The sequence below is a fragment of the Phenylobacterium sp. J426 genome (assembly GCF_024699945.1).
Taxonomy (GTDB): domain Bacteria; phylum Pseudomonadota; class Alphaproteobacteria; order Caulobacterales; family Caulobacteraceae; genus Phenylobacterium.
The window spans coordinates 3,146,907-3,172,884 of sequence record NZ_JAJOMY010000001.1; the positions used below are offsets into that span (position 1 = coordinate 3,146,907).

At 67.3% G+C, this 25,978-nt stretch carries 18 protein-coding genes and 7 pseudogenes; all 25 read left to right on the forward strand.

Features of this window, described 5'->3' with window-relative positions; all coding sequences use genetic code 11:
• The first annotated feature begins 3 nt into the window (after window positions 1-3).
• The 25 genes and pseudogenes from LRS10_RS16585 (at window position 4) to LRS10_RS16695 (ending at window position 25,945) form a co-directional block, all read left to right on the forward strand.
• Complete coding sequence (locus LRS10_RS16585; protein WP_257838234.1) at window positions 4-1,485, forward strand: NADH-quinone oxidoreductase subunit M; 1,482 nt, start codon at window positions 4-6, stop codon at window positions 1,483-1,485.
• An 11-nt stretch (window positions 1,486-1,496) separates the two neighbouring features.
• Window positions 1,497-2,928 (forward strand): annotated as a pseudogene (gene nuoN / locus LRS10_RS16590) (NADH-quinone oxidoreductase subunit NuoN).
• A 4-nt stretch (window positions 2,929-2,932) separates the two neighbouring features.
• Window positions 2,933-3,673: a biotin--[acetyl-CoA-carboxylase] ligase gene (locus LRS10_RS16595; protein ID WP_257838235.1), complete on the forward strand. Its 741-nt coding sequence runs from the start codon at window positions 2,933-2,935 to the stop codon at window positions 3,671-3,673.
• 8 nt (window positions 3,674-3,681) lie between these two features.
• Window positions 3,682-4,455, forward strand: coding sequence for a type III pantothenate kinase (locus LRS10_RS16600; protein ID WP_257838236.1), 774 nt, complete (start codon window positions 3,682-3,684; stop codon window positions 4,453-4,455).
• Window positions 4,455-6,137 carry a ribonuclease J gene (locus LRS10_RS16605; RefSeq protein ID WP_257838237.1) on the forward strand — a complete coding sequence of 561 codons (1,683 nt, stop codon included), beginning with the start codon at window positions 4,455-4,457 and terminating at the stop codon, window positions 6,135-6,137. Before LRS10_RS16600 ends, LRS10_RS16605 begins: the two co-directional genes overlap by 1 nt.
• A gap of 50 nt (window positions 6,138-6,187) precedes the next feature.
• Window positions 6,188-6,568: a hypothetical protein gene (locus tag LRS10_RS16610; protein ID WP_257838238.1), complete on the forward strand. Its 381-nt coding sequence runs from the start codon at window positions 6,188-6,190 to the stop codon at window positions 6,566-6,568.
• 48 nt (window positions 6,569-6,616) lie between these two features.
• Window positions 6,617-7,040: pseudogene (gene mce, locus LRS10_RS16615) on the forward strand (methylmalonyl-CoA epimerase).
• Window positions 7,040-7,300 carry a DUF1467 family protein gene (locus LRS10_RS16620; RefSeq protein ID WP_257838239.1) on the forward strand — a complete coding sequence of 87 codons (261 nt, stop codon included), beginning with the start codon at window positions 7,040-7,042 and terminating at the stop codon, window positions 7,298-7,300. The pseudogene mce and the gene LRS10_RS16620 overlap by 1 nt, the downstream one beginning before the upstream one ends.
• A gap of 95 nt (window positions 7,301-7,395) precedes the next feature.
• Window positions 7,396-8,715, forward strand: a pseudogene (proS, locus tag LRS10_RS16625) (proline--tRNA ligase).
• 56 nt (window positions 8,716-8,771) lie between these two features.
• Window positions 8,772-10,007, forward strand: a complete 1,236-nt coding sequence (locus LRS10_RS16630) for a lipoprotein-releasing ABC transporter permease subunit (RefSeq protein ID WP_257839192.1) — start codon at window positions 8,772-8,774, stop codon at window positions 10,005-10,007.
• Window positions 10,000-10,689, forward strand: coding sequence for an ABC transporter ATP-binding protein (locus LRS10_RS16635; RefSeq protein ID WP_257838240.1), 690 nt, complete (start codon window positions 10,000-10,002; stop codon window positions 10,687-10,689). The genes LRS10_RS16630 and LRS10_RS16635 overlap by 8 nt, the downstream gene beginning before the upstream one ends.
• A gap of 131 nt (window positions 10,690-10,820) precedes the next feature.
• Window positions 10,821-10,910, forward strand: a complete 90-nt coding sequence (gene sidA, locus LRS10_RS25230; protein ID WP_374570193.1) for a cell division inhibitor SidA — start codon at window positions 10,821-10,823, stop codon at window positions 10,908-10,910.
• A 13-nt stretch (window positions 10,911-10,923) separates the two neighbouring features.
• Window positions 10,924-14,378, forward strand: a pseudogene (dnaE, locus tag LRS10_RS16640) (DNA polymerase III subunit alpha).
• Window positions 14,379-14,583: 205 nt separating this feature from the next.
• A complete protein-coding gene (locus LRS10_RS24530; RefSeq protein ID WP_308237973.1) occupies window positions 14,584-14,919 on the forward strand; it encodes a hypothetical protein in 336 nt (111 codons plus the stop codon).
• A gap of 10 nt (window positions 14,920-14,929) precedes the next feature.
• The gene (locus tag LRS10_RS24535) at window positions 14,930-15,277 is read left to right on the forward strand and encodes a GNAT family N-acetyltransferase (protein WP_308237974.1); all 348 of its coding nucleotides are present in this window, start codon (window positions 14,930-14,932) and stop codon (window positions 15,275-15,277) included.
• 202 nt (window positions 15,278-15,479) lie between these two features.
• Complete coding sequence (gene rpsB, locus LRS10_RS16650; RefSeq protein WP_257838241.1) at window positions 15,480-16,355, forward strand: 30S ribosomal protein S2; 876 nt, start codon at window positions 15,480-15,482, stop codon at window positions 16,353-16,355.
• 90 nt (window positions 16,356-16,445) lie between these two features.
• Window positions 16,446-17,381, forward strand: coding sequence for a translation elongation factor Ts (gene tsf, locus LRS10_RS16655; RefSeq protein WP_257838242.1), 936 nt, complete (start codon window positions 16,446-16,448; stop codon window positions 17,379-17,381).
• A gap of 98 nt (window positions 17,382-17,479) precedes the next feature.
• Window positions 17,480-18,198: pseudogene (gene pyrH / locus LRS10_RS16660) on the forward strand (UMP kinase).
• 47 nt (window positions 18,199-18,245) lie between these two features.
• Complete coding sequence (gene frr / locus LRS10_RS16665) at window positions 18,246-18,812, forward strand: ribosome recycling factor (protein ID WP_257838243.1); 567 nt, start codon at window positions 18,246-18,248, stop codon at window positions 18,810-18,812.
• 42 nt (window positions 18,813-18,854) lie between these two features.
• Window positions 18,855-19,631 (forward strand): polyprenyl diphosphate synthase, encoded by a 777-nt coding sequence (uppS, locus tag LRS10_RS16670; protein ID WP_257838244.1) that lies wholly within the window; start codon window positions 18,855-18,857, stop codon window positions 19,629-19,631.
• On the forward strand, window positions 19,609-20,448 hold the full coding sequence (locus tag LRS10_RS16675) for a phosphatidate cytidylyltransferase (protein ID WP_257838245.1): 840 nt from the start codon (window positions 19,609-19,611) through the stop codon (window positions 20,446-20,448). Before uppS ends, LRS10_RS16675 begins: the two co-directional genes overlap by 23 nt.
• Window positions 20,439-21,642: pseudogene (dxr, locus tag LRS10_RS16680) on the forward strand (1-deoxy-D-xylulose-5-phosphate reductoisomerase). The gene LRS10_RS16675 and the pseudogene dxr overlap by 10 nt, the downstream one beginning before the upstream one ends.
• Window positions 21,643-21,659: 17 nt before the next feature.
• Entirely contained in the window at window positions 21,660-22,874 is a 1,215-nt protein-coding gene (rseP, locus tag LRS10_RS16685; RefSeq protein ID WP_257838246.1) for an RIP metalloprotease RseP, read from the forward strand.
• 29 nt (window positions 22,875-22,903) lie between these two features.
• A pseudogene (gene bamA, locus LRS10_RS16690) lies at window positions 22,904-25,281 on the forward strand (outer membrane protein assembly factor BamA).
• 7 nt (window positions 25,282-25,288) lie between these two features.
• Window positions 25,289-25,945: an OmpH family outer membrane protein gene (locus LRS10_RS16695; protein ID WP_257838247.1), complete on the forward strand. Its 657-nt coding sequence runs from the start codon at window positions 25,289-25,291 to the stop codon at window positions 25,943-25,945.
• The last annotated feature ends 33 nt before the right edge of the window (window positions 25,946-25,978 follow it).

A 25,978-nucleotide genomic window follows, 5' to 3' on the forward strand; every position in this document is an offset into this window, starting at 1 on the left:
CCAATGCCGCTTCTCTCCCTCATCACGTACGCGCCGCTCATCGGCGTCGCAGGTATCCTGGCGTTGCGCCTCATGGGCCGACCGGAGGACGCGAAGGTCGTCAGTGCGTCCAAGTGGATCGCGTTCGTCACCACGCTCGCGACGTTCGCCCTGTCGGTGCTGCTGGTCCTCCAGTACGATCCGTCCAACCCGGGCTTCCAGTTCGTGGAAGAGGCGCCGTGGTTCGCCGGCCTCAGCTATCGGATGGGCGTGGACGGCATCTCGGTCCTGTTCGTCCTTCTCACCGCCTTCCTGATGCCGCTCTGCATCGCCGCCTCGTGGACCTCCATTGAGAAGCGGGTGCCGGAGTACATGATCGCCTTCCTGGTCCTCGAGACCCTGGTGATCGGCGTCTTCTGTGCGCTCGACCTCGTGCTTTTCTACATCTTCTTCGAGTTCGGCCTGGTCCCGATGTTCCTGATCATCGGCATCTGGGGGGGGCGGCGCGTCTATGCGGCGTTCAAGTTCTTCCTCTACACCCTGCTGGGCTCGGTGCTCATGCTGGCGGCGATCCTCTACATGATCGCCACGACCGGCACGGCCTCGATCCCGGAGCTGATGGCGTACGACTTCCCGGGCGGGGTGCAGACCTGGCTATGGCTGGCCTTCTTTGCGTCCTTCGCCGTGAAGATGCCGATGTGGCCGGTGCACACCTGGCTGCCCGACGCCCACGTCGAGGCGCCGACGGCTGGCTCGGTCATCCTGGCGGGCATCCTGCTGAAGATGGGCGGCTACGGCTTCATGCGCTTCAGCCTGCCGATGTTCCCGAACGCGTCCGAACTGTTCGCGCCGCTGGTGTTCGCCATGTCGGTGATCGCCGTGATCTACACCTCGCTGGTCGCCTTCCGTCAGACCGACATCAAGAAGCTGATCGCCTATTCGTCCGTCGCGCACATGGGCTTCGTCACCATGGGCATCTTCTCGGGCAATGCGGCCGGCGAGCAGGGCGCGTTGTTCCAGATGATCAGCCACGGCGTGATCTCGGGCGCGCTCTTCCTCTGCGTCGGCGTCGTCTACGACCGGATGCACACCCGCGAGATCGCGTTCTACGGCGGCCTCGTGAACCGCATGCCTTGGTACGCCGCGGTCTTCATGCTCTTCACCATGGGCAATGTCGGCCTGCCGGGCACATCGGGGTTCGTGGGCGAAATCCTCACCATGACCGGGGCCTATCAGGCCTCCACCTGGACCGCCTTCCTGGCGGCGACCGGGGTGATCCTGTCGGCCGTGTATGCGCTGACCCTGTACCGCCGGGTCATGTTCGGCGAGCTCACCAATCCCAAGCTCGCCGCGATCACCGACCTCGACTGGCGCGAGGTTGCGATCTTCGCGCCGCTGATCGTCTCCACCCTGTACCTGGGCGTCCAGCCCAACATCGTCTTCAACCTGACCGCGGCCTCGGTGGACCAGCTCGTTGCTGTCTATCAGGCGGCCATCGGCGGGTGAGGGGCCTCTAGATGAATCTCGCTGCCGACCTCTCGCTTGCCTTCCCCGAACTGATCCTCGCGGGCGCGGCCCTAGCGCTGCTCGTGGTGGGCGCGTTTGCGCCGCGCGCCACAGCCGCGGTCGGCGCAGCGGCCGTCGTGGCGCTGCTTGGCGCCGCTGTCGCTGCCGCGACCCAGCCGTTCGGCGTCGCCTTCGGCGGCGGGCTGATCTCGGACGCCGCTGCGACGTTCTCGAAGGTGGCCATCTACGTCGCCTCGGCGATCGCCATTCCGCTCGCCCAGCCGTGGTTCGAGCGGCGCGGCGTGAAGAACTTCGAATTCCCCGTGCTGATCCTGCTCGCCGCGCTCGGCATGGGCATGATGGCCTCGTCGGGCGACCTCATCTCGCTCTATGTCGGGGTCGAGCTGCATTCGCTGGCGCTCTACGTCTTGGCTGCGATGCACCGCGACGACGCCAAGGCGTCGGAGGCCGGCCTGAAATACTTCGTGCTCGGCGCCCCTCTCCTCGGGCCTGCTGCTCTATGGCGCCAGCCTCATCTACGGCTTCGCCGGTTCGACGGTGTTCAGCGACATCGCGGTGGCCGTCCAGGGCGGCGCCAACACCGGCGTGCTGTTCGGCCTCGTCTTCCTGATGTGCGGCCTGGCGTTCAAGGTGTCGGCCGCGCCGTTCCATATGTGGACCCCCGACGTCTACGAAGGGGCGCCGACCCCGGTCGTGGCCTTCTTTGCCGCTGCGCCGAAGCTGGCCGCCATGGTGCTGTTCGCCCGCGCTCTGGCTGAGGGCTTCCCGGGCGCCATCCACCAGTGGCAGCAGGTGCTGGTCGCGATCGCCCTGATCTCGGTGGCCGTCGGGGCCTTCGCGGGTCTCGTGCAGAAGAACCTGAAGCGCCTGTGGGCCTATTCCTCGATCGCCAACATCGGCTATGCGGCCTTGGGCCTAGCCGCCGGCACGCAGGACGGCATCCAGGCGATGCTGGTGTTCATGGTGCTCTACATGATCGACGTGACGGGCTTTTTTGCCTGCCTGGCGGCGCTGTCCCGCCAGGGTCGATCCATGGAAACCATCGACGACATGGCCGGTCTCATCAAGGAACAGCCGGGAATCGCGCTGGCCATGAGCGCCTTCGCGCTTTCGGCGCTCGGCCTGCCGCCGTTCTCGGGGTTCTGGGCGAAATTCTACGTCTTCAAGGCGGCGCTCGACGCCGGCCTCTGGGTCCCGGCTGTGCTCGGCCTCGTCGGGTCCGTCGTGGCGGCGTTCTATTACCTGCGCCTCCTGAAGGCGATGTGGTTCGACGGCGCGAGCGGAGCCACCGACAAGCCGCCAATGGAGGCCAAGACCATCGCCGTCGCCTTGGCGCTGTTCTCCTTCCCCGTGGTGTTGATCGCGCTCACGTGGCTGGACCCGCTCGCCGCCGACGCAGCCCGCGCGTTCGGTCTGGCCTAGCCGATTGGCCGATCATCCGCCGATCGAGGCGTACGACAGCCTCGACTCCACGAACGCAGAAGCGCGGCGTCGCGCCGAGGCTGGAGAGACGGGCCCGGTCTGGATCACCGCGGCTCTGCAGACCGCCGGTCGCGGCCGGCGGGGCCGCGCTTGGTCGACGCAGCGAGGCAACCTCGCGGCTACGCTTCTGACCGTCACCGACGCGCCTGCCGCTGAGGCCGCCCAGTTGTCGTTCGTGGCCGCGCTCGCCGCCTGCGACTTGGCGGACGCCTGCCTGGGCGCCGGCGCGGCGCGCTTGAAGTGGCCCAACGACGTTCTGATCCATGGCCGCAAGGCGGTCGGCATTCTGGTGGAATCCGGCGCCCGCGGCGACGGTCGGCTTTGGCTCGCTGTCGGGATCGGCGTGAACCTCGCGCACGCTCCGGAGGATGTTGAACGCCCAGCCAGTGCGTTCGCCGACTTCATGCAGGGGCCGCCGCCCCAGCCCGTGGCGGCGCTGGAGGTGATGGCTCCCGCCTTCGAACGGTGGCGCCGCGCCTGGGTCACTCAGGGCTTCGCGCCGATCGCGCAAGCCTGGACGGAACGCGCCATGGGGCTCGGTGAGCGATGCGAGGCGCGGCTCCCGAGCCGCACCCTGTCGGGCGTCGCGGAAGGCATGGACTCGGACGGGGCGTTGCGTCTTCGGCTGGACGACGGCGGCCTTGAGCGCGTAACGGCGGGCGACGTGTTCTTCGGGGGCGTGTGAGGCAAGCGATGCTGCTGGCGATCGAACAGGGCAACACCAACACGCTGTTCGCCGTGCACGACGGCGAGCGATGGATCGCTCAGTGGCGGGCGGCCACGGACTCCAGCCGCACCGCTGACGAGTACGCGGTCTGGCTGTCTCAGCTGTTGGCCATGGCGGGCCTGGCGCTTGGGGCCTTCGACGGCTGCATCGTCTCGAGCGTTGTTCCGCAGTCGATCTTCAACCTGCGGAACCTGGCCCGTCGGTATCTGAAGGTGGAGCCGCTGGTGATCGGCGAGAATGCCGACCTGGGCATCGCAGTCCGTATCGACAAGCCGTCAGAGGCCGGCGCGGACCGCCTGGTGAACGCCATCGGCGCCCATGTGGTCTATGACGGCGCCCTTATCGTCATCGACAGCGGCACCGCCACCACGTTCGACGTCATCGCCGCCGACGGCGGGTTCGAGGGCGGGATCATCGCGCCCGGGATCAACCTGTCGATGGAGGCGTTGCACTCAGCGGCGGCGAAACTTCCGAGGGTCGCGATCCAGAAGCCGCAAAGGGTCGTGGGGACGGACACCGTGGGTGCGATGCAATCGGGCGTGTTCTGGGGCTACATTGCCCTGATCGAGGGCCTGATCGCCCGCATCAAGGCCGAGCGCGCTGAGCCGCTGACCGTTGTCGCCACCGGCGGTGTCGCCTCGCTTTTCCATGGCGCCACCAACGCCATCGACCACTTTGATCCCGACCTCACCATTCGCGGCATGCTGGAAATCTGGCGCCGCAACCAAGGCAAGGCTTGATGGCCCGTAACGACGCTGCCGACGAACTGGTCTTCCTGCCTCTCGGCGGGTCGAACGAGATCGGCATGAACTTCAATCTCTACGGCTTCGGGCCGGCGCACGACCGCAAGTGGATCGTGGTCGACCTGGGGGTCACCTTCGGCGACCAGACCACGCCGGGCGTCGAGGTGATCCTGCCGGATCCCGAGTACATCGAGGAATATGCCGACCGCATCCTCGGCATCGTGCTGACCCATGCGCACGAGGATCATATCGGCGCGGTGGCCTGGCTCTGGCCCCGCCTGAAGGCGCCCATCTACGCGACGCCGTTCACCGCCTTCGTGCTGCGCGAAAAGCTCCGCGAGGCGGATCTGCTGGACGAGGCCGAGATCACGGAGGTGCCGCTCGGCGGCCGGATCGAGCTCGGCCCGTTCAGCCTCGAGCTGATCACGCTCACCCATTCGATCCCAGAGCCCAACGGCCTCGCGATCAAGACGCCCCTGGGCACGGTGCTCCACACCGGCGACTGGAAGATCGACCCTGACCCGCTGCTCGGCGGGCCTACGGACATCGACCGCATCCGCGAACTCGGCGACGAGGGCGTGCTGGCGATGGTCTGCGACTCGACCAACGTCTTTCAAGACGGTCACGCCGGCTCCGAGGCCGAGGTCCGCGCCGCGCTCACGCCGCTGATCGGCGGCCTCAAGGGCAAGGTGGCGGTGGCCTGCTTCGCCTCCAACGTCGCCCGCATGGACAGCGTGATCCACGCCGCCGAGGCCGCCGGCCGCCGCGTTTGCCTCGTCGGGCGCTCGATGCACCGTATGGCGGCTGCGGCGAAGTCGGTGGGCCTGATGCAGGACGTTCAGCCATTCCTGGACGACAGCGAGGCCAAGCACCTGCCCGAGAGCCAGGTGCTCTACCTGTGCACTGGCAGCCAGGGCGAACCGCGCGCCGCGCTCGCGCGGATCGCGGACGGGACCCATCCGCACGTGAGCCTTGGCGCCGGCGACGCGGTGATCTTCTCCAGCCGGGTGATCCCCGGCAACGAGATCCCGATCCGCAATCTGCAGAACAATCTGACGGAACGGGGCGTGCGCCTCTACACCGAGCGCGACCATCCCGGCATCCACGTGTCGGGCCATCCGTGCCGCGATGAGCTGGCCGAGATGTACCGCTGGGCGCGGCCCGAGGTCGCCGTGCCCACCCACGGCGAGCGCCGCCACCTGATGGAGCATGCCGCCTTCGCCCGCGACCTGCAGGTGCCGCAGCAGGTGACGCCCCGCAACGGGGACATGGTGCGCCTGGCGCCCGGCCGCGCCGAGGTGATCGACGAGGTTCCCTCCGGCCGCCTGTTCGTCGATGCCGGCGTGCTGACGCCCGAGAACGGCCAAGCCCTCAGGGAGCGCCGCCACGCGTCCTACAACGGCATGATCGCCGTCTCCGTCGTGCTCGACGGACGCAGCAAGGTCGCCGCCGGGCCGCAGGTGAGGGCGCTGGGCCTGCCCGCCGACGAGGACTATCCGCTCGAGGAAGCCCTGGACGACCTGGCGGAGGAGGCGGAAGCCGCGCTTGGACGGCTGAAGGGGGAACAGCGCGAGTTGGACGACGAGGTCGAGACCGCCATCAGTAGGGCGGTGAAGAAGGCCTGCCAGCGCATCTGGGGCCGCCGCCCCGTGGTCGAGACGACGGTGCTCAGGGTCTGAGAACCCGCCTGGGTTGCGCTGAACGGCCAGCCACGGTGTAGCCTCGGCGCATGGAGATCGACGGCCGATTCCTGTCAGGGTTCGTGGTACTGCTGGTTATGGCCACATGGGCCGGCCTGCTGCTGCCGCCGATGGTCGGCGTCGGCGTGCTCATGGTCGTCAGGGGCCGTCCGGCGGCCCGCTGGCTGCTGTTGCTGCCGATCGTCTGGCTCGCGCCGCTCGCGGCGGCGATGGGCATCTCCACGGCCGAGCAAAGCGCCGCCGCCACCGGCCTCGGCTATCTCGCGCTGGCGGTCTGTGGCCTCATCGCGCCGACATTCGCCTGGCACACCCGGACGCTTTCGGCCCTCACGGTGAGCTGGCTGGGGCTGAACGTCCTCGTGACCTTCACGGCCCTCGCCCTCATCGGCCTCTTTCCCTTCACCACCTGACGCGGCGTGATCTCGCGCCCGGCCGCGGCTCGGCGTATACGCAGCCCCATGATCGGGAAACTCAATCACGTGGGCGTCGCCACGCCCTCCATCGACGAAGCGGTGAAGCTGTACCGCGACGTCCTCGGCGCCCACGAAGATCGGCGAGAAGTTCGTCATGCCCGAGCAGGGCGTCTGGGTCTGTTTCGTTGACCTGCCGAACAGCCAGATCGAGCTGATCGAGCCTGCCGGCGACAACTCGCCGCTCAAGGGCTTCCTTGAAAAGAATCCGGCGGGCGGGCAGCACCACATCTGCTTCGAGGTAGACGACATCATCGCGGCGCGCGATGACATGGCCGCCAAGGGCGCGACCGTGCTGAACAACGGCCAGCCGCGCATCGGAGCGCACGGGACGCCGGTGATCTTCGTCCATCCGAAGAACATGGGCGGCGTGCTGGTCGAGCTGATGGAAACGCCGAAAGGGGCGCACTGATGGGTCCGATCACCGCCGTCGCCATCTACCTGACGATCTGGTGGACGGTGCTGTTCACGGTGCTGCCGCTCGGGGTCCAGAGCCACTACGAGGCGGGCATCGACAAGGGCGACGGCGGCGATCCCGGCGCTCCGGTCGATCCCAAGCTGAAGCAGAAGTTCATCACCACGACCTGGGTCTCGGCCATCGTATTTGCCGTGATCTTCGCCATCGTCCAGTTCGGCCTGGTCAAGCTGCCCGCGCTCCCGTCGACCTACTAGGGAGCCCTTCGGCCACAGGCGCGTTGCCAAGCTTCCGGGCGGGAGGCTATCAACGCGCCTCGTTCCAGCCTTGAATCTCTAGGACACCCGAGACGATGCGCCTTTCGCGTTACTTCATGCCGACGCTGCGCGAGGCGCCCTCGGACGCCCAGATCGTCTCGCATCAGCTCATGCTCCGCGCCGGGATGATCCGGCAGGAGGCCGCCGGCATCTACGCGTGGCTGCCGCTCGGCCTGAAGGTGCTCAAGAAGATCGAGCAGATCGTTCGCGAGGAGATGGACCGCGCCGGCGCGGTCGAGCTGCTGATGCCGACGCTTCAACTCGCCGACCTGTGGCGCGAGAGCGGCCGCTACGACGACTACGGCGAGGAGATGCTGCGCATCAAGGATCGCCACGACCGGGACCTGCTGTACGGCCCCACGGCGGAGGAGGTCATCACCGACATCTTCCGAGCTTATGTGAAGTCCTACAAGGACTTGCCGAAGAATCTTTACAACATCCAGTGGAAGTTCCGGGACGAGCGGCGCCCGCGGTTCGGCGTCATGCGCGGCCGCGAGTTCCTGATGAAGGACGCCTATTCGTTCGACATCGACGAAGCGGCGGCCCGTCGGGCGTACAACCGGATGTTCCTGGCGTACCTCAACATCTACTCGCGGCTCGGCCTGCAGGCGATCCCGGTGCGGGCCGACACCGGCCCGATCGGCGGCGACCTCAGCCACGAGTTCATCATCCTGGCCGAGACCGGCGAGAGCGAGGTCTTCGCCCACCGCGACCTGGTCGAGATGGGCGCGCCGGGTCCCGACATCGACTGGGACGGCGACCTGGAGCCGCTCGTTCAGCAGCGCACCCGCCTCTACGCCGCCAGCGACGAGATGCACGACGCCGCCCGCTTCGAGGCCGAGGGCCCGAGGACAAACGCATGACCGCGCGCGGCATCGAGGTCGGCCACATCTTCTACTTCGGCGAGAAGTACTCGAAGCCGATGAACGCCAAGGTGACCGGGCCCGACGGCAAGGACGCGCCCGTGCATATGGGCTCGTACGGCGTGGGCGTCTCGCGTCTGGTCGGCGCGATCATCGAGGCCAGCCACGACGACGCCGGTATCATCTGGCCCGAGAGCGTCGCGCCCTTCGGCGCCGCGGTCGTGAACCTGCGCCCCGGCAGAATCCGCCGTCGACGAGGTGGCCGAGCAGGCCTATCGCGCCCTGCTGGCGGCCGGCGTGGAGCCGGTTCTTGACGACCGCGACGAGCGGCCGGGCGCCAAGTTCGCCTCGCTCGACCTCGTGGGCATCCCCTGGCAGCTGATCGTCGGTCCCAAGGGCGTGGCCGACGGCGTGGTCGAACTCAAGCGCCGCGCCACGGGCGAGCGCCAGACCCTGCCGCTCGAGGACGCCCTGAAGGTCATCACGGGGTGAACAACGGCGGCGCTGTCACGGGCGGTGCGGCGGCGCCCTTCGGCTACTGGGAGCGGATGCTCGCCGGCCGCTATCTGCGCGCCAAGCGCAGCCAAGGCGGCGTGGCGCTGATTTCGGTGATCTCCTTCGTCGGCATCATGCTTGCGGTGGCGGTGCTGATCATCGTCATGAGCGTGATGAACGGGTTCCGCGCCGAGATGCTGAACCGGATCCTGGGCTTCCAGGGGCATGTCTATGTCACCGGGGGCCTTCTGGACGGCGTCGAGCGTGACGCGGCGGTCCAGCGGCTGAAGCAGGTGCCCAACGTCATCCAGGTGGCGCCGATCATCGAGGCCCAGGCCATCGCGCTCGGTCCGACGCAGATCTCCGGCGCCATCGTCCGCGGCATAAGTCCCAAGGACCTGCAGGCGACGACCATGGTCGCCCAGAGCATCACCCGCGGCTCGTTGAAGGATTACGGGGCGGGCGAGTACGGCGGAGAGACCATCGTGGTCGGCGAGCGGCTGGCTCAGTCGCTGGGCGTCGCGCCCGGCGACGTTCTGACCCTGATCTCGCCCTCGGCCGGCGCCACCGCCTTCGGCGGCACGCCGATGCAGAAGGACTATGTGGTCGGGGCCACCTTCGCCGTCGGCATGAGCCAGTACGACCAGGCCTACATCTTCATGCCCTTCGAACAGGCCCAGCTTTTCTTCGGGCGGGAAGGCACCGCCGACGCCATCGAGGTGCGGGTCACCGATCCCGATCATGCGGCGCGGATGAAGGCCGCCATCGGCATGGCGGCCGGCCCCACGGGGATCGTGACCGACTGGACGCAGCGCGACAGCTCGTTCTGGGGCGCCCTGAAGATCGAGCGGACCATGATGCGGCTGATCCTGATGCTGCTCGTCGCCATCGCAGCCATGAACATCATCTCCGGCCTCGTCATGCTGGTGAAGAACAAGGGGCGCGACATCGCCATCCTGCGCACCATCGGGGCCGGGCAGGGCGCGGTCCTGCGCATCTTCTTCATGGCCGGGGCCAGCATCGGCGTCTTCGGCACCATCGCGGGCCTGCTGCTGGGCGTGGTGTTCTGCGCCTACATCACGCCGATCCAGCACGCGCTGGAGCTCGTCACCGGCGCCGTGCTGTTCTCGTCCGACGTCTATTTCCTCGACCGCGTGCCGGCGAAGCTGGATTGGGTGGAGGTGACCATCGTCGCCACCTGGGGCTTCGTGATGAGCTGCCTGGCCACGATCCCGCCCGCCTGGCGCGCCAGCCGCCTCGATCCGGTGGAGGCGCTCCGCTATGAGTGAGCCTGTCCTCTCCATCCGGGGGCTGGAACGGACCTACCGCACCGAGGCCGGCGCGCTCACGGTGCTGCGGGGCGCCGACCTCGACATCAACGCCGGCGAAATCGTTGGCCTGATCGGCCCCTCGGGCTCGGGCAAGTCCTCGCTGCTGCACGCCGCCGGCCTGCTGGAGCATCCCGACGCCGGCCGCATCACGGTGCTGGGCCGCGACTGTTCGAACCTCAACGAGCGCGAGCGCACGCGCGTGCGCCTGGCGACCATTGGCTTCGTGTACCAGTTCCACCACCTGCTCCCGGAATTCTCGGCGCTCGACAATGTCGCCCTGCCGCAGATGATCGCCGGCAAAAGTCACAAGGCGGCGCAGGACCGGGCGGCGACGCTACTGAGCGAACTGGGCCTCAAGGAGCGGACGCACCACCAGCCGGCCCAGCTCTCGGGCGGCGAGCAGCAGCGGGTGGCCATCGCCCGGGCGCTCGCCAACTCGCCCCGGCTGCTGCTCGCCGACGAGCCCACCGGCAACCTCGATCCGAAGACCTCGGAAGCGGTGTTCGAGAACCTCTATGCGCTGGCCAGGCGCCAGGGCGTCGCCGCCCTGGTGGCTACCCACAACCTCGAGCTCGCCAGCCACATGGACCGCGTGCTGACGCTGAAGGACGGCCACCTGGAGCCGTGGGTCAAGCCCTAAGCCCGAGCGTCAGCGCCGGGCGCGCCGCTCGTCTGCCAAGCAGGTTGACAGGAAGAACAAAAGGCGAATAAGAACGAAAGTAGAACCCATCACAGGTTGTCCACAAGGACGCCCACAGAAGGATGCGACACATGGTTCGCCTGGCGCGGGAATCGCTGGCCTTTGGCTCGGTCACCAGCTTTGTCTGGATGGTGTGTCACTTGGCGTCCGTCGTGAGCTGACGCCATGTCGCGGATGGGGGAGTTGGCCAGCTTGAGCGCGGAGAGTAGCGAGGGCTTTGTCCATCTCCGGGTCCGTTCCGCCTACTCGCTTCTGGAAGGCGCGATCAAGGCCGACAAGATCGGGGACCTCGCGAAGGGCTGGCATATGCCGGCCGTGGCCCTGACCGACCGCGCGAACCTGTTCGGCGCTCTTGAGTTTTCTGTCGCCACGAAGAGCTCGGGCGTTCAGCCGATCATCGGCTGTGCGCTGCCCGTGTCGGGGATCGGCGACCGTCCGCCCGAGCGCTGGGCCAAGACACCCACCGTCGTGCTGCTCGCCCAGAGCGAGGAGGGCTACCTCAACCTCTGCGAGTTGTCGTCCATCGCCTATGTGGACGCCGAGGCCACGGAAGAGCCGCACGTCCCCTGGTCCAAGGTGGTCGAGCGCTCGGCCGGCCTGATCCTGCTGTCGGGCGGCCCCGACGGTCCCGTCGACTGCCTTTTCGCCGGCGGCAAGGAGAAGGAGGGGCGCGCGGCGCTGGCCGAGATGAAGCGCGCGTTCGGAGACCGCTTCTACGTCGAACTTCAGCGCCACGGCATGCCGGCCGAGGCCGCCGCCGAGGGCGGCCTGGTGGCGTTCGCGTACGACGAAGACGTGCCGCTGGTCGCCACGAACGACGTCTATTTCAAGAACACGCAGATGTATGAGGCGCACGATGCGTTGCTGTGCATCGCGGACGGCAGTTTTGTGGGCCAGGACGAGCGGCGTCGAGTCACCGCCGAGCACTGGTTCAAGTCGCCGGCCGACATGCGGGCCTTGTTCCAGGACCTGCCCGAAGCCTGCGACAATACGCTGGATATCGCCCGCCGCTGCGCCTTCATGGTGCACAAGCGCGACCCGCTGCTGCCCAGGTTCACGACCGACGCCGGCCGCTCCGAGGCCGAGGAATTGGCGCACCAGGCTCGCGAAGGGCTGAAGGCCCGCATGTCCGCCGGCCAGGCTAACGCCTTCCCGCCCGAGGATTACGAGGCGCGGCTGGAGCGGGAGATCCAGGTGATCACCCAGATGGGGTTCCCCGGCTACTTCCTGATCGTCTCGGACTTCATCAAGTGGGCCAAGGCCAGGGGGATCCCGGTGGGGCCCGGTCGCGGCTCGGGCGCCGGCTCTCTGGTCGCCTATTCGCTGACCATCACCAATCTCGACCCGCTCCGCTACGGCCTGCTGTTCGAGCGCTTCCTGAACCCGGAACGCGTGTCGATGCCCGACTTCGACATCGACTTCTGCCAGGAGCGTCGCGAAGAGGTCATCAGCTACGTCCAGCAGCGCTACGGCGTCGACAAGGTCGCCCAGATCATCACCTTCGGCACGCTGCAGGCCCGCGCTGTCCTGCGAGACGTCGGTCGGGTGATGCAACTGCCGCTCGGGCAGGTCGACCGCCTGGCCAAGATGGTGCCTGCCAACCCCGCCAATCCGGTAACTCTGGCCCAGGCCCTGGATATCGAGCCGCGCCTCAAGGAAGAGCGCCAGCGTGACGAGGCCGTGGACCGGCTGATCACCGTCGCCATGCAACTGGAAGGGCTGTACCGCAACGCCTCCACCCACGCCGCCGGGGTCGTCATCGGCGACCGGCCGCTGACGCAGCTTACGCCGCTCTATCGCGATCCGCGCTCCGAGCTGCCGGCCACCCAGTTCAACATGAAGTGGGTCGAGAGCGCCGGCCTGGTGAAGTTCGACTTTCTGGGCCTGAAGACGCTCACCGTCATCGATCGGGCCGTGAAGCACCTGGAGAAACGCGGCGCGGCGATCGACCCCAACGCCCTGCCGCTGGATGACCAGCCCACCTACGATCTGATGAGCAACGCCCAGACCATCGGCGTCTTCCAGTTCGAAGGTCAAGGCATGCGTGATGCGCTGCGCCAGCTCCGTCCCAGCTCCATCGAAGACGTCACCGCCATCGGCGCCCTGTACCGCCCGGGCCCGATGGACAACATCCCGACGTTCGTGGACTGCAAGTTCGGCCGCAAGCCGATCGACTACCTGCATCCCACGCTGGAAGGGGTGCTGAAGGAGACCTACGGCATCATCGTCTACCAGGAACAGGTGATGCAGATCGCCCAAATCCTGGCGGGCTACAGCCTGGGTGAGGCCGACCTCCTGCGTCGCGCAATGGGCAAGAAGAAGAAGGAGGAGATGGACCTCCAGCGGGCGCGGTTCGTCTCCGGAGCCGAGGCCAAGGGCGTGCCGGGCGCCCAGGCCGGCGCCATCTTCGACCTGGTCGACAAGTTCGCCGGCTACGGCTTCAACAAGTCCCACGCCGCCGCCTATGCCTTCGTCAGCTACCAGACGGCCTGGCTGAAGGCGAACGCGCCCGTCGAGTTCTTCGCGGCCTCGATGAGCCTCGATATCGCCAATACCGACAAGCTGTCGGTCTTCTATCAGGACGCCAAGCGCTTCGGCGTAAAGATCCGGCCGCCCTGCGTGAACCGGTCTGGGGCCGACTTCGACGTTGAGAACGGCGAAGTGCTCTACGCGCTGGGCGCCATCCGCAACGTCGGCCTGCAAGCGATGGAGCATGTGGTTCAGGTGCGGCGCGAGGGCGGGCCGTTCCGGGACATCTTCGACTTCGTCGAACGGGTCGACCCGAAACAGGTCAACAAGCGCACCTTCGAGACGATGGCCCGGGCCGGCTGCTTCGACGCCATACACCCGAACCGCGCTGAGTTGATCGCCTCGGCCGATGCCTTGATCGGTCATAGCCAGGCGTTGGCTTCCGACCGCGCCGAGGGCAAGGTCAGCCTGTTTGGCGACGACCTGTCGGGGGGCATCGGCCGCGAATGACTCGCGCCGAGGCGTGGACGCCGACCGAGCGCCTCGACGAGGAACTGGCGGCGGTAGGCTTCTACCTGTCGGGGCATCCGCTCGAGGACATGATCGAGGCGCTGCGACGCCGCCGCACCGAGCTGCTAACCGATGCGATCGCCAAGGCCGCCGCCGGGGCCGAGGCGCTACGGATGGCGGGCGTGGTCCGCCGCAAGCAGGAGCGCCCTTCGCGCTCGGGCGAGAAGTTCGCCTTCGTGACCTTCTCCGACCCGACCGGCGAGTACGAGGTGCTGTTCCCGCCGGAATCGCTGAAGCGCTGCCGGGATCTGCTGGAGCCGGGCAAGGCCGTCGCCATCACCGTGCGCGCCAAGGCCAACGAGGGGGAGGTCCGCTTCTTTGGAGACAGCGTCGAGCCGGTTGAAAAGGCCGTCGAGAACGTGGTCGCAGGGCTCCGGGTCCACGTCGCGCCCCGCAGCGCCGAGATTGAAGCCTTGAAGAAGCGCCTGGAAGGCGTGACCAATCCTAGAGGCGGGGAGATCATCCTCGTCGCCCCCCTGGAGCTCGGCCGCGAGGTCGAGGTGAAGCTGCCTGGCCGGTTCACCTTGGACGGCTCCGTGCGGGGTGCGATCAAGACCGCGCCAGGCGTGGTGTTCGTGGAGGACGTCTGATGAGGAAGCTTGCCCTCGCGGCCGTCGTAGCCGGTCGTGTCGGTATCGACAGCGGCTCATGCCGGGTTCGGCGCTCCGGGCCAGACGCCGAAGCCGCCTGAGGCCCTCAAGCCTACGAGCCGTGGAAGCCGGGCTCGGTGTACGGGAAGCCAAAGTAGGCCCGGGAGCCGCGAGACGGTGATCCGCGACGAGGACAGGTGAGGGCATGGACGATCCGAATTCCGGACATCCTCTGGACCGCGCGGTGTGGGCGGCGCTGACCACCCGCCAGGCTCACCTGGCGCTGGGCGATCATCGCGCCCGCCGGCTCGCGCCGGAGTACGGCCTGTTCGCTGCCGCCGCCGACCGCTCGGCGGCAAACGTCGCTGCGCTCGCCGCCCTGGTTCGCGAGACCGGACCGGCCGCGCTCTTCGAGGCCGATCCGCCCCGCGAGCTGGAGGGGGTTACGGTCACGCCCGGCGCCCCTATCACCCAGATGATCGCCACGACGCCTGTCTTCGCGCCCACCGAGTTCGAGGTCCTGCGCCTTGGCGCCCGCTGACGCCGCCGAGATGCTCCAACTGGCGACGCTCACGAAGCCCGGCCCGTTTTTCAGTCGCACCCATCAGCTCGGCGCCTTCATCGGAGTGCGCGAGAACGGCCGCCTGGCCGCCATGTGCGGCGAGAGGCTTCGCCTGCCGGGTTACACTGAACTGAGCGCGGTCTGCACCCATCCCGACTTCCTTGGTCGCGGGTACGCCGCCGGGCTCATGAGTCTGGTCACCCAGGCGATCCTCGCGCGCGGCGACGTCGCCTTCCTCCACGTCTACGACCACAATACCCGAGCCATTGCCCTTTACGAGCGTTTGGGCTGGACGCGGCGCCGGGCCGTCGAGGTGATGTTTCTGGAGCCCGCCTGAGCTGTGAGCCCGCCTGAGCTGTGAGCTCGCCTGCGGGGCGGGCAAGAGCTTGCAATTCGGGCGCTTAACCCCTAAATGCGCGCCTCAATCCACACGCAGGCGTTCGGCGTGGCCGGGGAGACATCCCGTCCATCACCGTTCCGGTCCTTCCTCGGAAGGGTGCCTGCGGAGGTCCAACCGGAAGAAAGACGAGATACAGACGATGGCTCTGCCTGACTTTTCTATGCGCCAGCTGCTCGAAGCCGGCGCCCACTTCGGCCACCAGACGCACCGCTGGAACCCGAAGATGGACAAGTACATCTTCGGCGCGCGCTCCAACATCCACATCATCGACCTGTCGCAGACGATTCCGCTGCTGCACCAGGCGCTGGTGAAGGTCCGTGAAGTCGCCGCGGGCGGCGGCCGGATCCTGTTCGTCGGCACGAAGCGCCAGGCGTCTGATCCGCTGGCGACCGCCGCGAAGCGCTGCGCTCAGTATTACGTGAACCACCGCTGGCTGGGCGGCACGCTGACCAACTGGCGTACCGTCTCGGGGTCGATTCAGCGCCTGCGCGAACTGGAAGGCGTCGTCAGCGGCGAGGGCCAAGGCCGTTCCAAGAAGGAACTGCTGACGCTCACCCGCGAGAAGGACAAGCTGGAGCTGTCGCTGGGCGGCATCAAGGACATGGGCGGCATCCCCGACCTCATGTTCGTGATCGACACCAACAAGGAAGCGATCGCGATCCAGGAAGCCCGGAAGCTGAACATCCCGGTGATCGCCATCCTCGACACCAACTGCAACCCGGACGGCATCACCTATCCGATCCCCGGCAACGACGACGCGGCCCGCGCCATCCAGCTCTACTGCGACCTGATGGCCGACGCGATCCTCGACGGCCTGGCTGCCGGCCAAGCCGCCTCGGGCGTGGACCTGGGCGCTTCGGAGGCTCCGATTGAGCCGACGCTGGCGCGCGAGCTGACCCCGGAAGCGGCGGCTGAACCCGAGGTCACCGCGCCGGAAGCTGCGGCCCTCGAAGCCGAGATGACCGGCGCCGAAGCTCCCGCGGCCGATGCGGCGAGCGAAGAACAGGCCGGCTAGGCGCCTCCCGGCGCTGCGCTGACACGAAACTCTGATGACGAGCCCTCATGAAGGGGGCTCGTCACGATTCTAGCTTTGAAGGAGCCCACCATGGCGGAGATCACCGCTGCGCTGGTCAAGGAACTGCGCGAAAAAACCGACGCGGGCATGATGGACTGCAAGAAGGCCCTGCAGGAGAACGGCGGCGACATCGAAGCCGCGGCGGACTGGCTGCGCACCAAGGGCCTGTCGAAGGCGGCGAAGAAGTCGGATCGCGCCGCGGCCGAAGGTCTCGTCGCCGGCCTGATCAGCAACGACGGCAAGACCGGCGTTCTGATCGAGCTGAACGCGGAAACCGACTTCGTCGCCAAGAACGACAAGTTCCAGGACGCCGCCCGCCGGATCGCCGTCACGGCCCTGACTCACCAGGCGCTGGACACGCTGAACGACGCCAAGACCGAGAACGGTGAGGTCATCAACGACATCATCACCGGCCTGATCGCGACGATCGGCGAGAACATGCGTCTGCGCCGCAGCCACCGCCTGACCGTCGATCAGGGCGCCGTGGCGCTGTACCTGCACAATGTGCAGGGCGAAGGCGTTGCGCGTCTTGGTGTGCTGGTCGCCCTCGAAGGCGCCGGCGATCAGGCCGTGCTGAAGGACGTCGGTCGGAAGATCGCGATGCACGTGGCCGGTACGCCGACCCCGCCGCTGTCGCTGACGTCGGACGAACTGGATCCGGACGCCGTCGCCAAGGAGCGGGAAATCCAGACCCAGACGGCGATGGAGTCGGGCAAGCCCCGCGAGATCGCCGAGAAGATGGTCGAGGGCCGGATCCGCAAGTGGCAGGAAGAAGTGGTGCTTCTGAAGCAGCCCTTCGTCATGAACCCGGATCAGACGATCGAGCAGCTGATCGCCGAGACGTCCAAGCAGGTCGGCTCGCCGGTCGCGGTGAAGGGCTTCGTCCGCTTCGCCCTCGGCGAGGGTGTCGAGAAAAAGGTCGACGACTTCGCGGCCGAAGTGGCTTCGATGACCTCGGCGGGCTAAGGCCCGCACGAAACTGACCCTTTGAGGGCGCGGCGCGTTCGACGCGCGCCGCGCCCTTGATGTATCTACGTCCCGCGCCCTTACGAACTGGACCCGCCATGGCCGAAAAACCCCGCTACACCCGCGTGCTGCTGAAGGTTTCGGGCGAGGTCCTGATGGGCGACCAGCCGTTCGGCATCGACACCAACACGCTGGAGCGGACGGCTGAGGACATCGCCGAGGTGGTGCGCACGGGCGTTCAGCTCTGCTTGGTGATCGGCGGCGGAAACATCTTCCGCGGCGTTTCGCTCGCCGGTCGCGGCATGGAGCGGGCCAGCGCCGACTACATGGGCATGCTGGCGACGGTCATGAATGCCCTGGCCTTGCAGGCCGCGCTCGAGAAGATCGGCGTCTACACCCGCGTCCAGTCCGCGATCCCGATGGAGGCCGTCTGCGAACCCTACATCCGCCGCCGCGCGCAGCGGCACCTGGAGAAGGGTCGGGTGGTGATCTTCGCCGCCGGCGTCGGCGCGCCGTTCTTCACGACAGACCTCGGGCGCCGCGCTTCGGGCCGCCGAAATGGGTTGCGAGGCGCTGTTCAAGGGGACGAGCGTCGGACGGCGTCTACACGGCCGACCCCAAGAAGGACCCATCGGCCGAGCGCTATGAGACGCTGAGCTACACGGATGTCCTCGCCAAGGACCTTCGCGTCATGGACGCTTCCGCGGTGAGCCTGATGCGCGACAACCAGATCCCGATCGTGGTTTTCTCGATCCGCGAGCGGGGCGCCTTCCTCAAGGTGCTGAAGGGCGAGGGGACCTTCACCACCATCGCTTAGCCGCCTAGTTTCGGCGCTGCATGAATTCGAACGGGAGATAATCCGTCATGGCCACGACCGAGAAGCCGGTGCTTTCCAAGTACAGGGACCGCATGGACAAGGCCGTTGCGGCGCTGAAGGAGGAGTTCGGCTCGCTTCGCACCGGCCGCGCCTCCGCCAGCCTGCTCGACCAGATCCATGTCGAGGCCTATGGTTCGAACACGCCCCTCAACCAGGTGGCGGCCATCAGTGTCCCCGAGCCGCGGATGATTAGCGTCAACGTCTGGGATCGCGGCATGGTGGTGTCGGTCGAAAAGGCGATCCGGCAGTCCGACCTCGGCCTCAATCCGGTCGTCGACGGTCAGACGCTGCGGATTCCGATTCCGCCGCTCACGGAAGACCGCCGCAAGGACCTCGCCAAAATCGCCGGCCGTTACGCCGAGCAGCAGCGCATCGCGGTTCGCAACATCCGACGCGACGCCAACGACGACCTGAAGAAGGCCGAGAAGGACCACGTCATCAGCCAGGACGAGCAGAAGAAGATGGAAGCCGACGTCCAGAAGATGACGGACGAGGCCATCAAGCGCATCGACGAAGCCTTGAAAACCAAGGAACAAGAGATCATGCAGGTCTGATCCGGCGCTTCGCCGGAACGCCTCCCAGGATCGTCGCAACCGATGGCCGCCGAAGACAAGACGCCGTTCCCGGGCGCGCCAACGACAGCGGGCCAGGATCGGCCGCTGCACGTGGCCATCGTGATGGACGGCAACGGCCGCTGGGCCAAGCGCCGCGGGCTGCCGCGCACGCTTGGTCATCGCGAAGGCGTGGAGGCTCTGAAGCGCACGGTCTCCGCTGCGGCGGAGCAGAATATCCGCTGGCTGACGGTCTTCGGGTTCTCCACCGAGAATTGGAGCCGTCCGGCCGCCGAGGTTTCCGAGCTCATGGCGCTGCCCAAGCGCTACTTCCAGAGCGACATTGCGCGGCTCGAGCGTGAGGGCGTCCGGGTCCGCGTGATCGGTCGGCGCGAAGGCCTGTCCGACGATCTGGTCCAGATCATCGAAGACGCCCAGGCCCGCACCGCCAGGAACGACCGCTTCTTCCTGAATATCGCCTTCAACTATGGCGGCCAGGCCGACATCGCCGACGCCGCCCGGCGTTTCGCCGTGGAGGTGGCTGCAGGTCGCGCCAGGCCCGAAGATCTGGACGAAGCGCGGTTCGCCAGCTTCCTGGCGACCACAGGTTCGCCGCCGCCGGACGTTATCGTCCGTCCTTCGGGCGAACAGCGGCTGTCCAACTTCCTCTTGTGGGAGGCGGCCTACGCCGAGCTCGTCTTCCAGGACGTGCTCTGGCCTGACTACGGGGCCGAACACCTGAAGGCGGCCCTGGCGGCATTCTCCGCGCGGGACCGGCGCTATGGCGCGATCGTGGCCGATGACGTCCTCGCCGCCGGCTAAGCGGTTCAACTGGTCCAACCTCGGCCTGCGCATCGCCTCGGCTGCGGTGATTGCGCCGGCCGCGCTTGGCGCGGCCTGGCTGGGTGGCTGGCCTTACCTGGTGCTGATCGCGATCGGCGTCGCACTGCTGGCGCTGGAATGGGGCGGCATGAGCGCCCCCGTCGCGCCGACGCGTGTGTCGGCCGCGGTGACGGTGGCCGTGCTGGCCACAGTGTTTCTGGCCTATCTTGAGCAGACCGAACTGGCCTGGCTTGCCGTCGCCGTGGGCGCCGTCGCCGCGGCCCTCGTGGCGCGCGGGGTGGCGGAACGGCCCGCCGACGCCGCGTTCGGGGTGATCTATATCGCGCCCGCCGCCATCTGCCTGATCTGGCTCCGCGACAGTCATGAGATCCGCTCTCACCAGGGCCACTGGTGGCTGATGACCCTCTTCGCCGCGACCTGGGCCGCCGATATCGGAGCCTTCGCCGTCGGCAGCCTGTTGAAGGGGCCGAAGCTATGGCCGCGGTTTTCGCCGAACAAGACCTGGTCCGGGTTCGTCGGGGGCCTCGGCGCCTCGGCGCTGGCCGGCTTCGGCATGGCGTTCTTCAGCGTCTTTCAGCTCAACCTCGCCGCCGCCGCCTTTGTTGGCCTGTGCGTGGGGTTGGCCACGATGGCCGGTGACCTGTGGGAATCGGCTCTGAAGCGCCGGTTCGGGGTGAAGGATTCCGGTGATCTGATCCCAGGCCACGGTGGGCTGCTGGATCGGGTGGACGGTCTCATGTTCGCCGTTGTGGTCATGGCCCTCGTGCGGCTCGCCAATATCTGGGGATGGCATTGAATCTGCCGCGCAAGGTCAGCGTGCTGGGCTCCACCGGCTCGATCGGGGTTTCGACGCTGGACCTGTTCGAACAGGCGGGGGTCGAGGTTGACGTGGTCGCGCTGACCGCCGGCCGCAACGTGGAGCGCCTGGCCGACCAGGCGCTCCGCTGGCGGCCGAAGGTGGCGGTCATCGAGGACGAGCGCGCGCTGCCCCGGCTGCGCGAGCGGCTGAAGGGTTCCGGCGTCGAGGTCGCCGCCGGCGCTGCCGCCGTCAGGGACGCCGCCGCCGCCGACGCTCAGTGGGTGATGTCGGCTATCGTTGGCTTCGCAGGGCTGGGCGCCGACGCTGGCCGCGGCCAGGGCGGGCGCTGTGATCGCGCTCGCCAACAAGGAGAGCCTGGTCTGCGCCGGGCCTTCCCTGCTGCGGACGGCCAAGCTTGCCGGCGGCGCTGTCGTGCCGGTCGATTCGGAGCATTCGGCGATCTTCCAGGTTCTGGATCCTGCCGTCGCAGCCCAGGTCTCCCGCCTGATACTGACATCATCGGGCGGACCTTTCCGCTCGGCCACCCGAGATCAGATGGCGGCGGCGACGCCAGAGCGGGCGCTGGCGCATCCAAACTTCTCGATGGGCGCCAAGATTTCGATCGATTCAGCGACCATGATGAACAAGGGCCTGGAGGTCATCGAGGCCGCCTACCTGTTCGCCATGCCTCCCGAACGGATCGAAGTCCTGGTCCACCCGCAGCAGATCATCCATAGCCTCGTGGAATACGCCGACGGCTCAACCCTGGCGCAGCTGGGTCCGCCCGATATGCGCCCGCCAATAGCCTGCGCGTTCGCTTGGCCGGATCGTCTGCCCTGGCCGGCGCCGAAGCTCGATCTGGTCACTTCGGGGCCTCTGACCTTTGAGCATCCCGACCTCGAACGTTTTCCGGCCCTCCGTATCGCCAAGGAGGCGCTGCGGGCGGGCGGCCATGCGCCGGCGGCCATGAATGCGGCCAACGAGCGCGCCGTGGCGGCCTTCCTTGACCGCCGCATCGGCTTGCTCGACATCAGCTCCGTGGTCACGGAGACGCTGGAACGGCTGGACGGCGCGGATTTCGCAGCCGACAACAGCGACGCCCTGGAGTGCGCCAAGATGACCGACGCGGAGGCGCGGCGCGTGGCGGACGAGGTGGTGGGGGAACGGGCCCAGAGCCCCACCTGGGCCTGATGGAGTAGATCGGCGCAATGCACGTCCTACAGAACATCCTGCTGTACATCCTGCCGTTCGTGCTGGTGCTGGGCGTCGTCGTGACGGTCCATGAGCTAGGCCATTTCCTGGCCGCCAAGTGGCTGGGTACGAAGATCGACCGCTTCTCCATCGGCTTCGGCCGCGCGGTGGCGAGTTGGCGAGACAAGCAGGGCGTGGAGTGGCGGATCGGCTGGCTGCCGCTGGGCGGCTACGTCCGCTTCGCCGGTGACGACAACGCCTCATCGATCCCCGACGCCGACGACCTCGACGAAATGCGTCGCGATGTGGTGCGGCGCGAAGGCGTGGCGTCGCTCGGCCAGTACTTCCACTTCAAGCCGCTGTGGCAGCGCGCGATTATCGTTGCTGCCGGTCCGTTCGCGAACTTCGCTCTCGCCATCGCGATCTTCGCCGGCCTGATGATGAGCTTCGGCGAGATGGTGCTGCCGTTCCGCGTCGCCGAAGTGACGCCGAACAGCGCGGCCGCCGCCGCCGGATTCCGTCCGGGGGACAGGGTCGTGGCGGTGAACGGCCGCGAAATGACGGCCTTCAACGAAATCGCGCAGGTGATCGAGGTGCGGGGTGGGGTGCCGACGACCTTCACCGTCGACCGTGGGGGCCAGCGCCTTGATCTCGTGGCGACGCCCCGCTGGGAGGTTCGCGAAGATCGCATCGCGGGCAAGAAGACGGCTGGGACCCTGGGGCTCCGTCCCGCTCAGGAATTCTCGGACTACGTCCGCGTGCGCTATGGCCCGGCGGAGGCTCTGGTGGGCGGAGCCGCCCGCACGTGGAACGTGCTGGAGACCAGCGTCTATTACCTAGGGCGGATGATCACCGGCCAGGTGAGCACAGACCAGTTGCGTGGTCCGCTGGGGATCGCAAGCGTCACGAAGAACGTGGCTCAGGTCGGCGCCGAAGGCGCGCCGTCGGTCGGGGCCATGGTCATGGGTGTCGGTCTCAACCTGCTGCAGCTGGTGGCGCTCATCTCGGTGAGCATCGGTTTCATGAACCTGCTGCCGGTCCCCGTCCTCGACGGCGGCCATCTCCTGTTCTACGCCTACGAAGCGGTCGCTCGTCGCCCTCTTGGCGCCAAGGTTCAGGCTGCAGGGTACCGCGTAGGCCTTGCACTCGTCCTTGGTTTGATGTTGTTCGCGACCTGGAACGATTTGCAGCGCCTCCGTGTGTTCAATCTGTTCGGCGGCCTATTCTCCTAGGCCCTCGGTCTCACAAAACGGCTGATTCGATGCTCAAGAACCGCGCCCGCAGTGCTGCGCTAGCCTCCGGCCTTGCCCTTCTTCTGGGCTCGACGGCGCTCGTCGCGCCCACGCTTGCCTATGCCCAGCAGCAGAGTGGCGTGATCCAGAGGATCCTCGTCCAGGGCAACGAGCGGATCGAACAGGCGACCGTCGTCTCCTACCTGCCTGTGGGCGTGGGCGAGGAAGTCACACCCGAGAAGATCGACCTGGCGCTGAAGGCGCTGTTCCGGACCGACCTCTTCGCCGATGTGAAGATCGACTACCAGAACGGCGACCTCGTGATCACCGTCGAGGAGAACCCGATCATCAACCGGGTGATCTTCGAGGGGAACTCGGGGCTCAAGGAAGACAAGCTGCGCGACGAGGTCTCGATCCGTCCTCGCGGCATCTTCACGCGCGCAAAGGTGCAGAGCGACGTGCAACGCATCGTCGAGCTCTACCGCCGATCGGGCCGGATCTCGGCTACGGTGACGCCGCAGGTCATCGAGCTGCCGCAGAAGCGTGTCGACCTCATCTTCAAGATCGACGAGGGGCCGAAGAGCGGCATCCTGTCGGTCAACTTCCTGGGTAACAGGGCCTTCTCCGACAACGACCTGCGCGACGTCGTCGTGACCGAGGAGAGCCGCTGGTACAAGTTCTTCTCGAACAACGCGAACTACGACCCGGACCGCCTCGAATACGACAAGGAACAGCTGCGGAAGCACTACCGCAACCGCGGGTACTACGACTTCCGGGTCTCATCGGCGGTGGCGGAGCTGGCGCCCGACAAGAACGGCTTCGTGGTCACCTATACGGTGGATGAAGGTCCCCGGTACGAGTTCGGCAAGGTCGAGGTCCAGACCGAGCTGCAGAAGCTCGACAAGAACGTGCTGGCCGCCCTGCTGCCGATCCGCGAAGGCCAGACCTACCAGGATCAGTCGATCGAACAGGCGACGGACGCCCTGACGTTCGCGGCCGGCGCTGCCGGCTTCGCCTTCGTGGATGTGCGGCCCAACTACACGCCGAACCGGGAGACGCGGAAGGTCGACGTGACGTTCCAGGTCCGCGAAGGTCCGCGGGTGTACGTCGACCGGATCGACATCGTCGGGAACACCCAGACCCTCGACTACGTGATCCGGCGCGAGATGAACGTCGTCGAGGGCGATGCGTACAATCGCGCGCTCGTCGACCGGTCTCGCCGCCAGATCCGTGGGCTCGGCTTCTTCAAGGACGTCGAGATCACCGAAACGCCGGGTTCGGCGCCGGACCGCACGGCGCTTCAGGTGCGGGTCGAGGAGCAGCCCACCGGCGAACTGTCGTTCAGCGCCGGCTATTCGTCGGTCGACCAGCTCGTGCTCGACCTGGGCGTCACCCAGCGGAACTTCCGGGGCCGCGGCCAGGACGTCCGGGCCCGCGTCTCCGTCGGTTCGCTGCGCCAGCAGCTCGATTTCTCGTTCACCGAGCCGCGCTTCCTCGGTCGCGACGTGGCGGCCGGCATCGACCTCTATGGCTACCGCTACGATCTGTCGGACTATTCGGCCTACAAGACGACGACCTACGGCACGACCCTGCGGGCCAACTTCCCGCTCAGCCTGAACGCCCGCGGTTCGCTGCGCTATTCGTTGCGGCAGGACGAGATCGAGATCGCCGACTTCTACTGCGATCCGGCCGCGCCGGTGCTGTCGCTAGCGCTGTGCGGACAGCGCGGATCGAACATCACCTCGCTCGTCGGCTATGGCGTCCGCTTTGACCGCCGGAACGACTATCTGAACCCGACGCGCGGCTTCTACATCGACTTCGTGCAGGACTTTGCGGGTCTCGCCGGTGATGTGAACTACGTTCGCACCGAGGCCGAGGGCGGCTGGTACCACGGCTTCACGAAAGACTTCATCCTCAGCCTGACGGCGTCGGGGGGTACGTGGAGGGGTGGGCTGGCGACAGCGTCCGCATCAATGACCGCTTCTATAAGGGCGGGAACACCTTCCGAGGCTTCGAGACCGCCGGCATCGGTCCCCGGGACCTGTCGTTCACCCGGGCGGACGCGCTGGGTGGCAAGGCGTATGCCGTGGGCACCGTCGAGCTGACTGTGCCCACCTTCCTCCCCGAGCAGTACGGCATCAAGGCCGCGCTGTTCTCAGACGTGGGCACGCTGGGGCTGCTGGACAAGGTCGACAAGCAATGCCCGCCACCGGGTTCGGAAGCTTGTCCCCTCGGCGCCCGCGACCCGAGCATTCGGGACGACTTGTCGCTGCGCGCTTCGGCGGGCTTGAGTGTCTTCTGGCGTTCGCCGATGGGTCCGATCAGGTTCGACTTCAGCCGTGTTTTGGCCAAAGAGGACTATGACAAGACCGAGACCTTCCGGTTCTCCACCTCAACCAGGTTCTAGGAAACTCATGAACTACAAGACTTTTGCCGCGGCGAGCTGCGCCGCGACTGCGATCCTGGCCATCGCGGGCCAGGCGCTCGCCCAGACGCCCCCGGTGGCGCAGACCAACGCGCCGCCGCCGGTCACCCACGGCGCCCCCATCGCGGGCGTGTGCATCATGTCGATCCCGGGCGCCATCGCCGGCTCGACCGTCGGCAAGTACGTCGACACCCGCATGCAGCAGATCATCCAGCAGGTGAACGGCGAGCTGAACGGCGAGCGGACGGCCATCGAGAACGAGAGCAAGACGCTCCAGGGCCAAGCGGCCACGCTCGATCGGACGACGGCGGAACAGCGCGGCGCCGCCCTGCAGGTCCGCGTGAACGCCCTTCAGCGCAAGGCGCAGCAGCGTGAGCGCGAAGTGCAGGCCACCGAGCAGAAGGCGCTCGGCCGCGTGGGGCAGGAGATGGAGCCGCTGATCCGTCAGGTCTACCAGCAGCGCCAATGCTCGGTCCTCTTGAACCGTGACTCCATCGTGCTGGGCAATCCGGCCATGGACATCACGCCGGCCGTGGTCACGGCGCTGAACGCCAAGATCACCCAGTTCACCTTCGACCGCGAACGTCTGGACCAGCAGCCGGCCGCCGCTCCGGCGCCGACGCAGACGCCGCCGCAGCGCCGCTAGCGCCGGGCGCGGGTCGAGCCGAGCTCGCTTCAG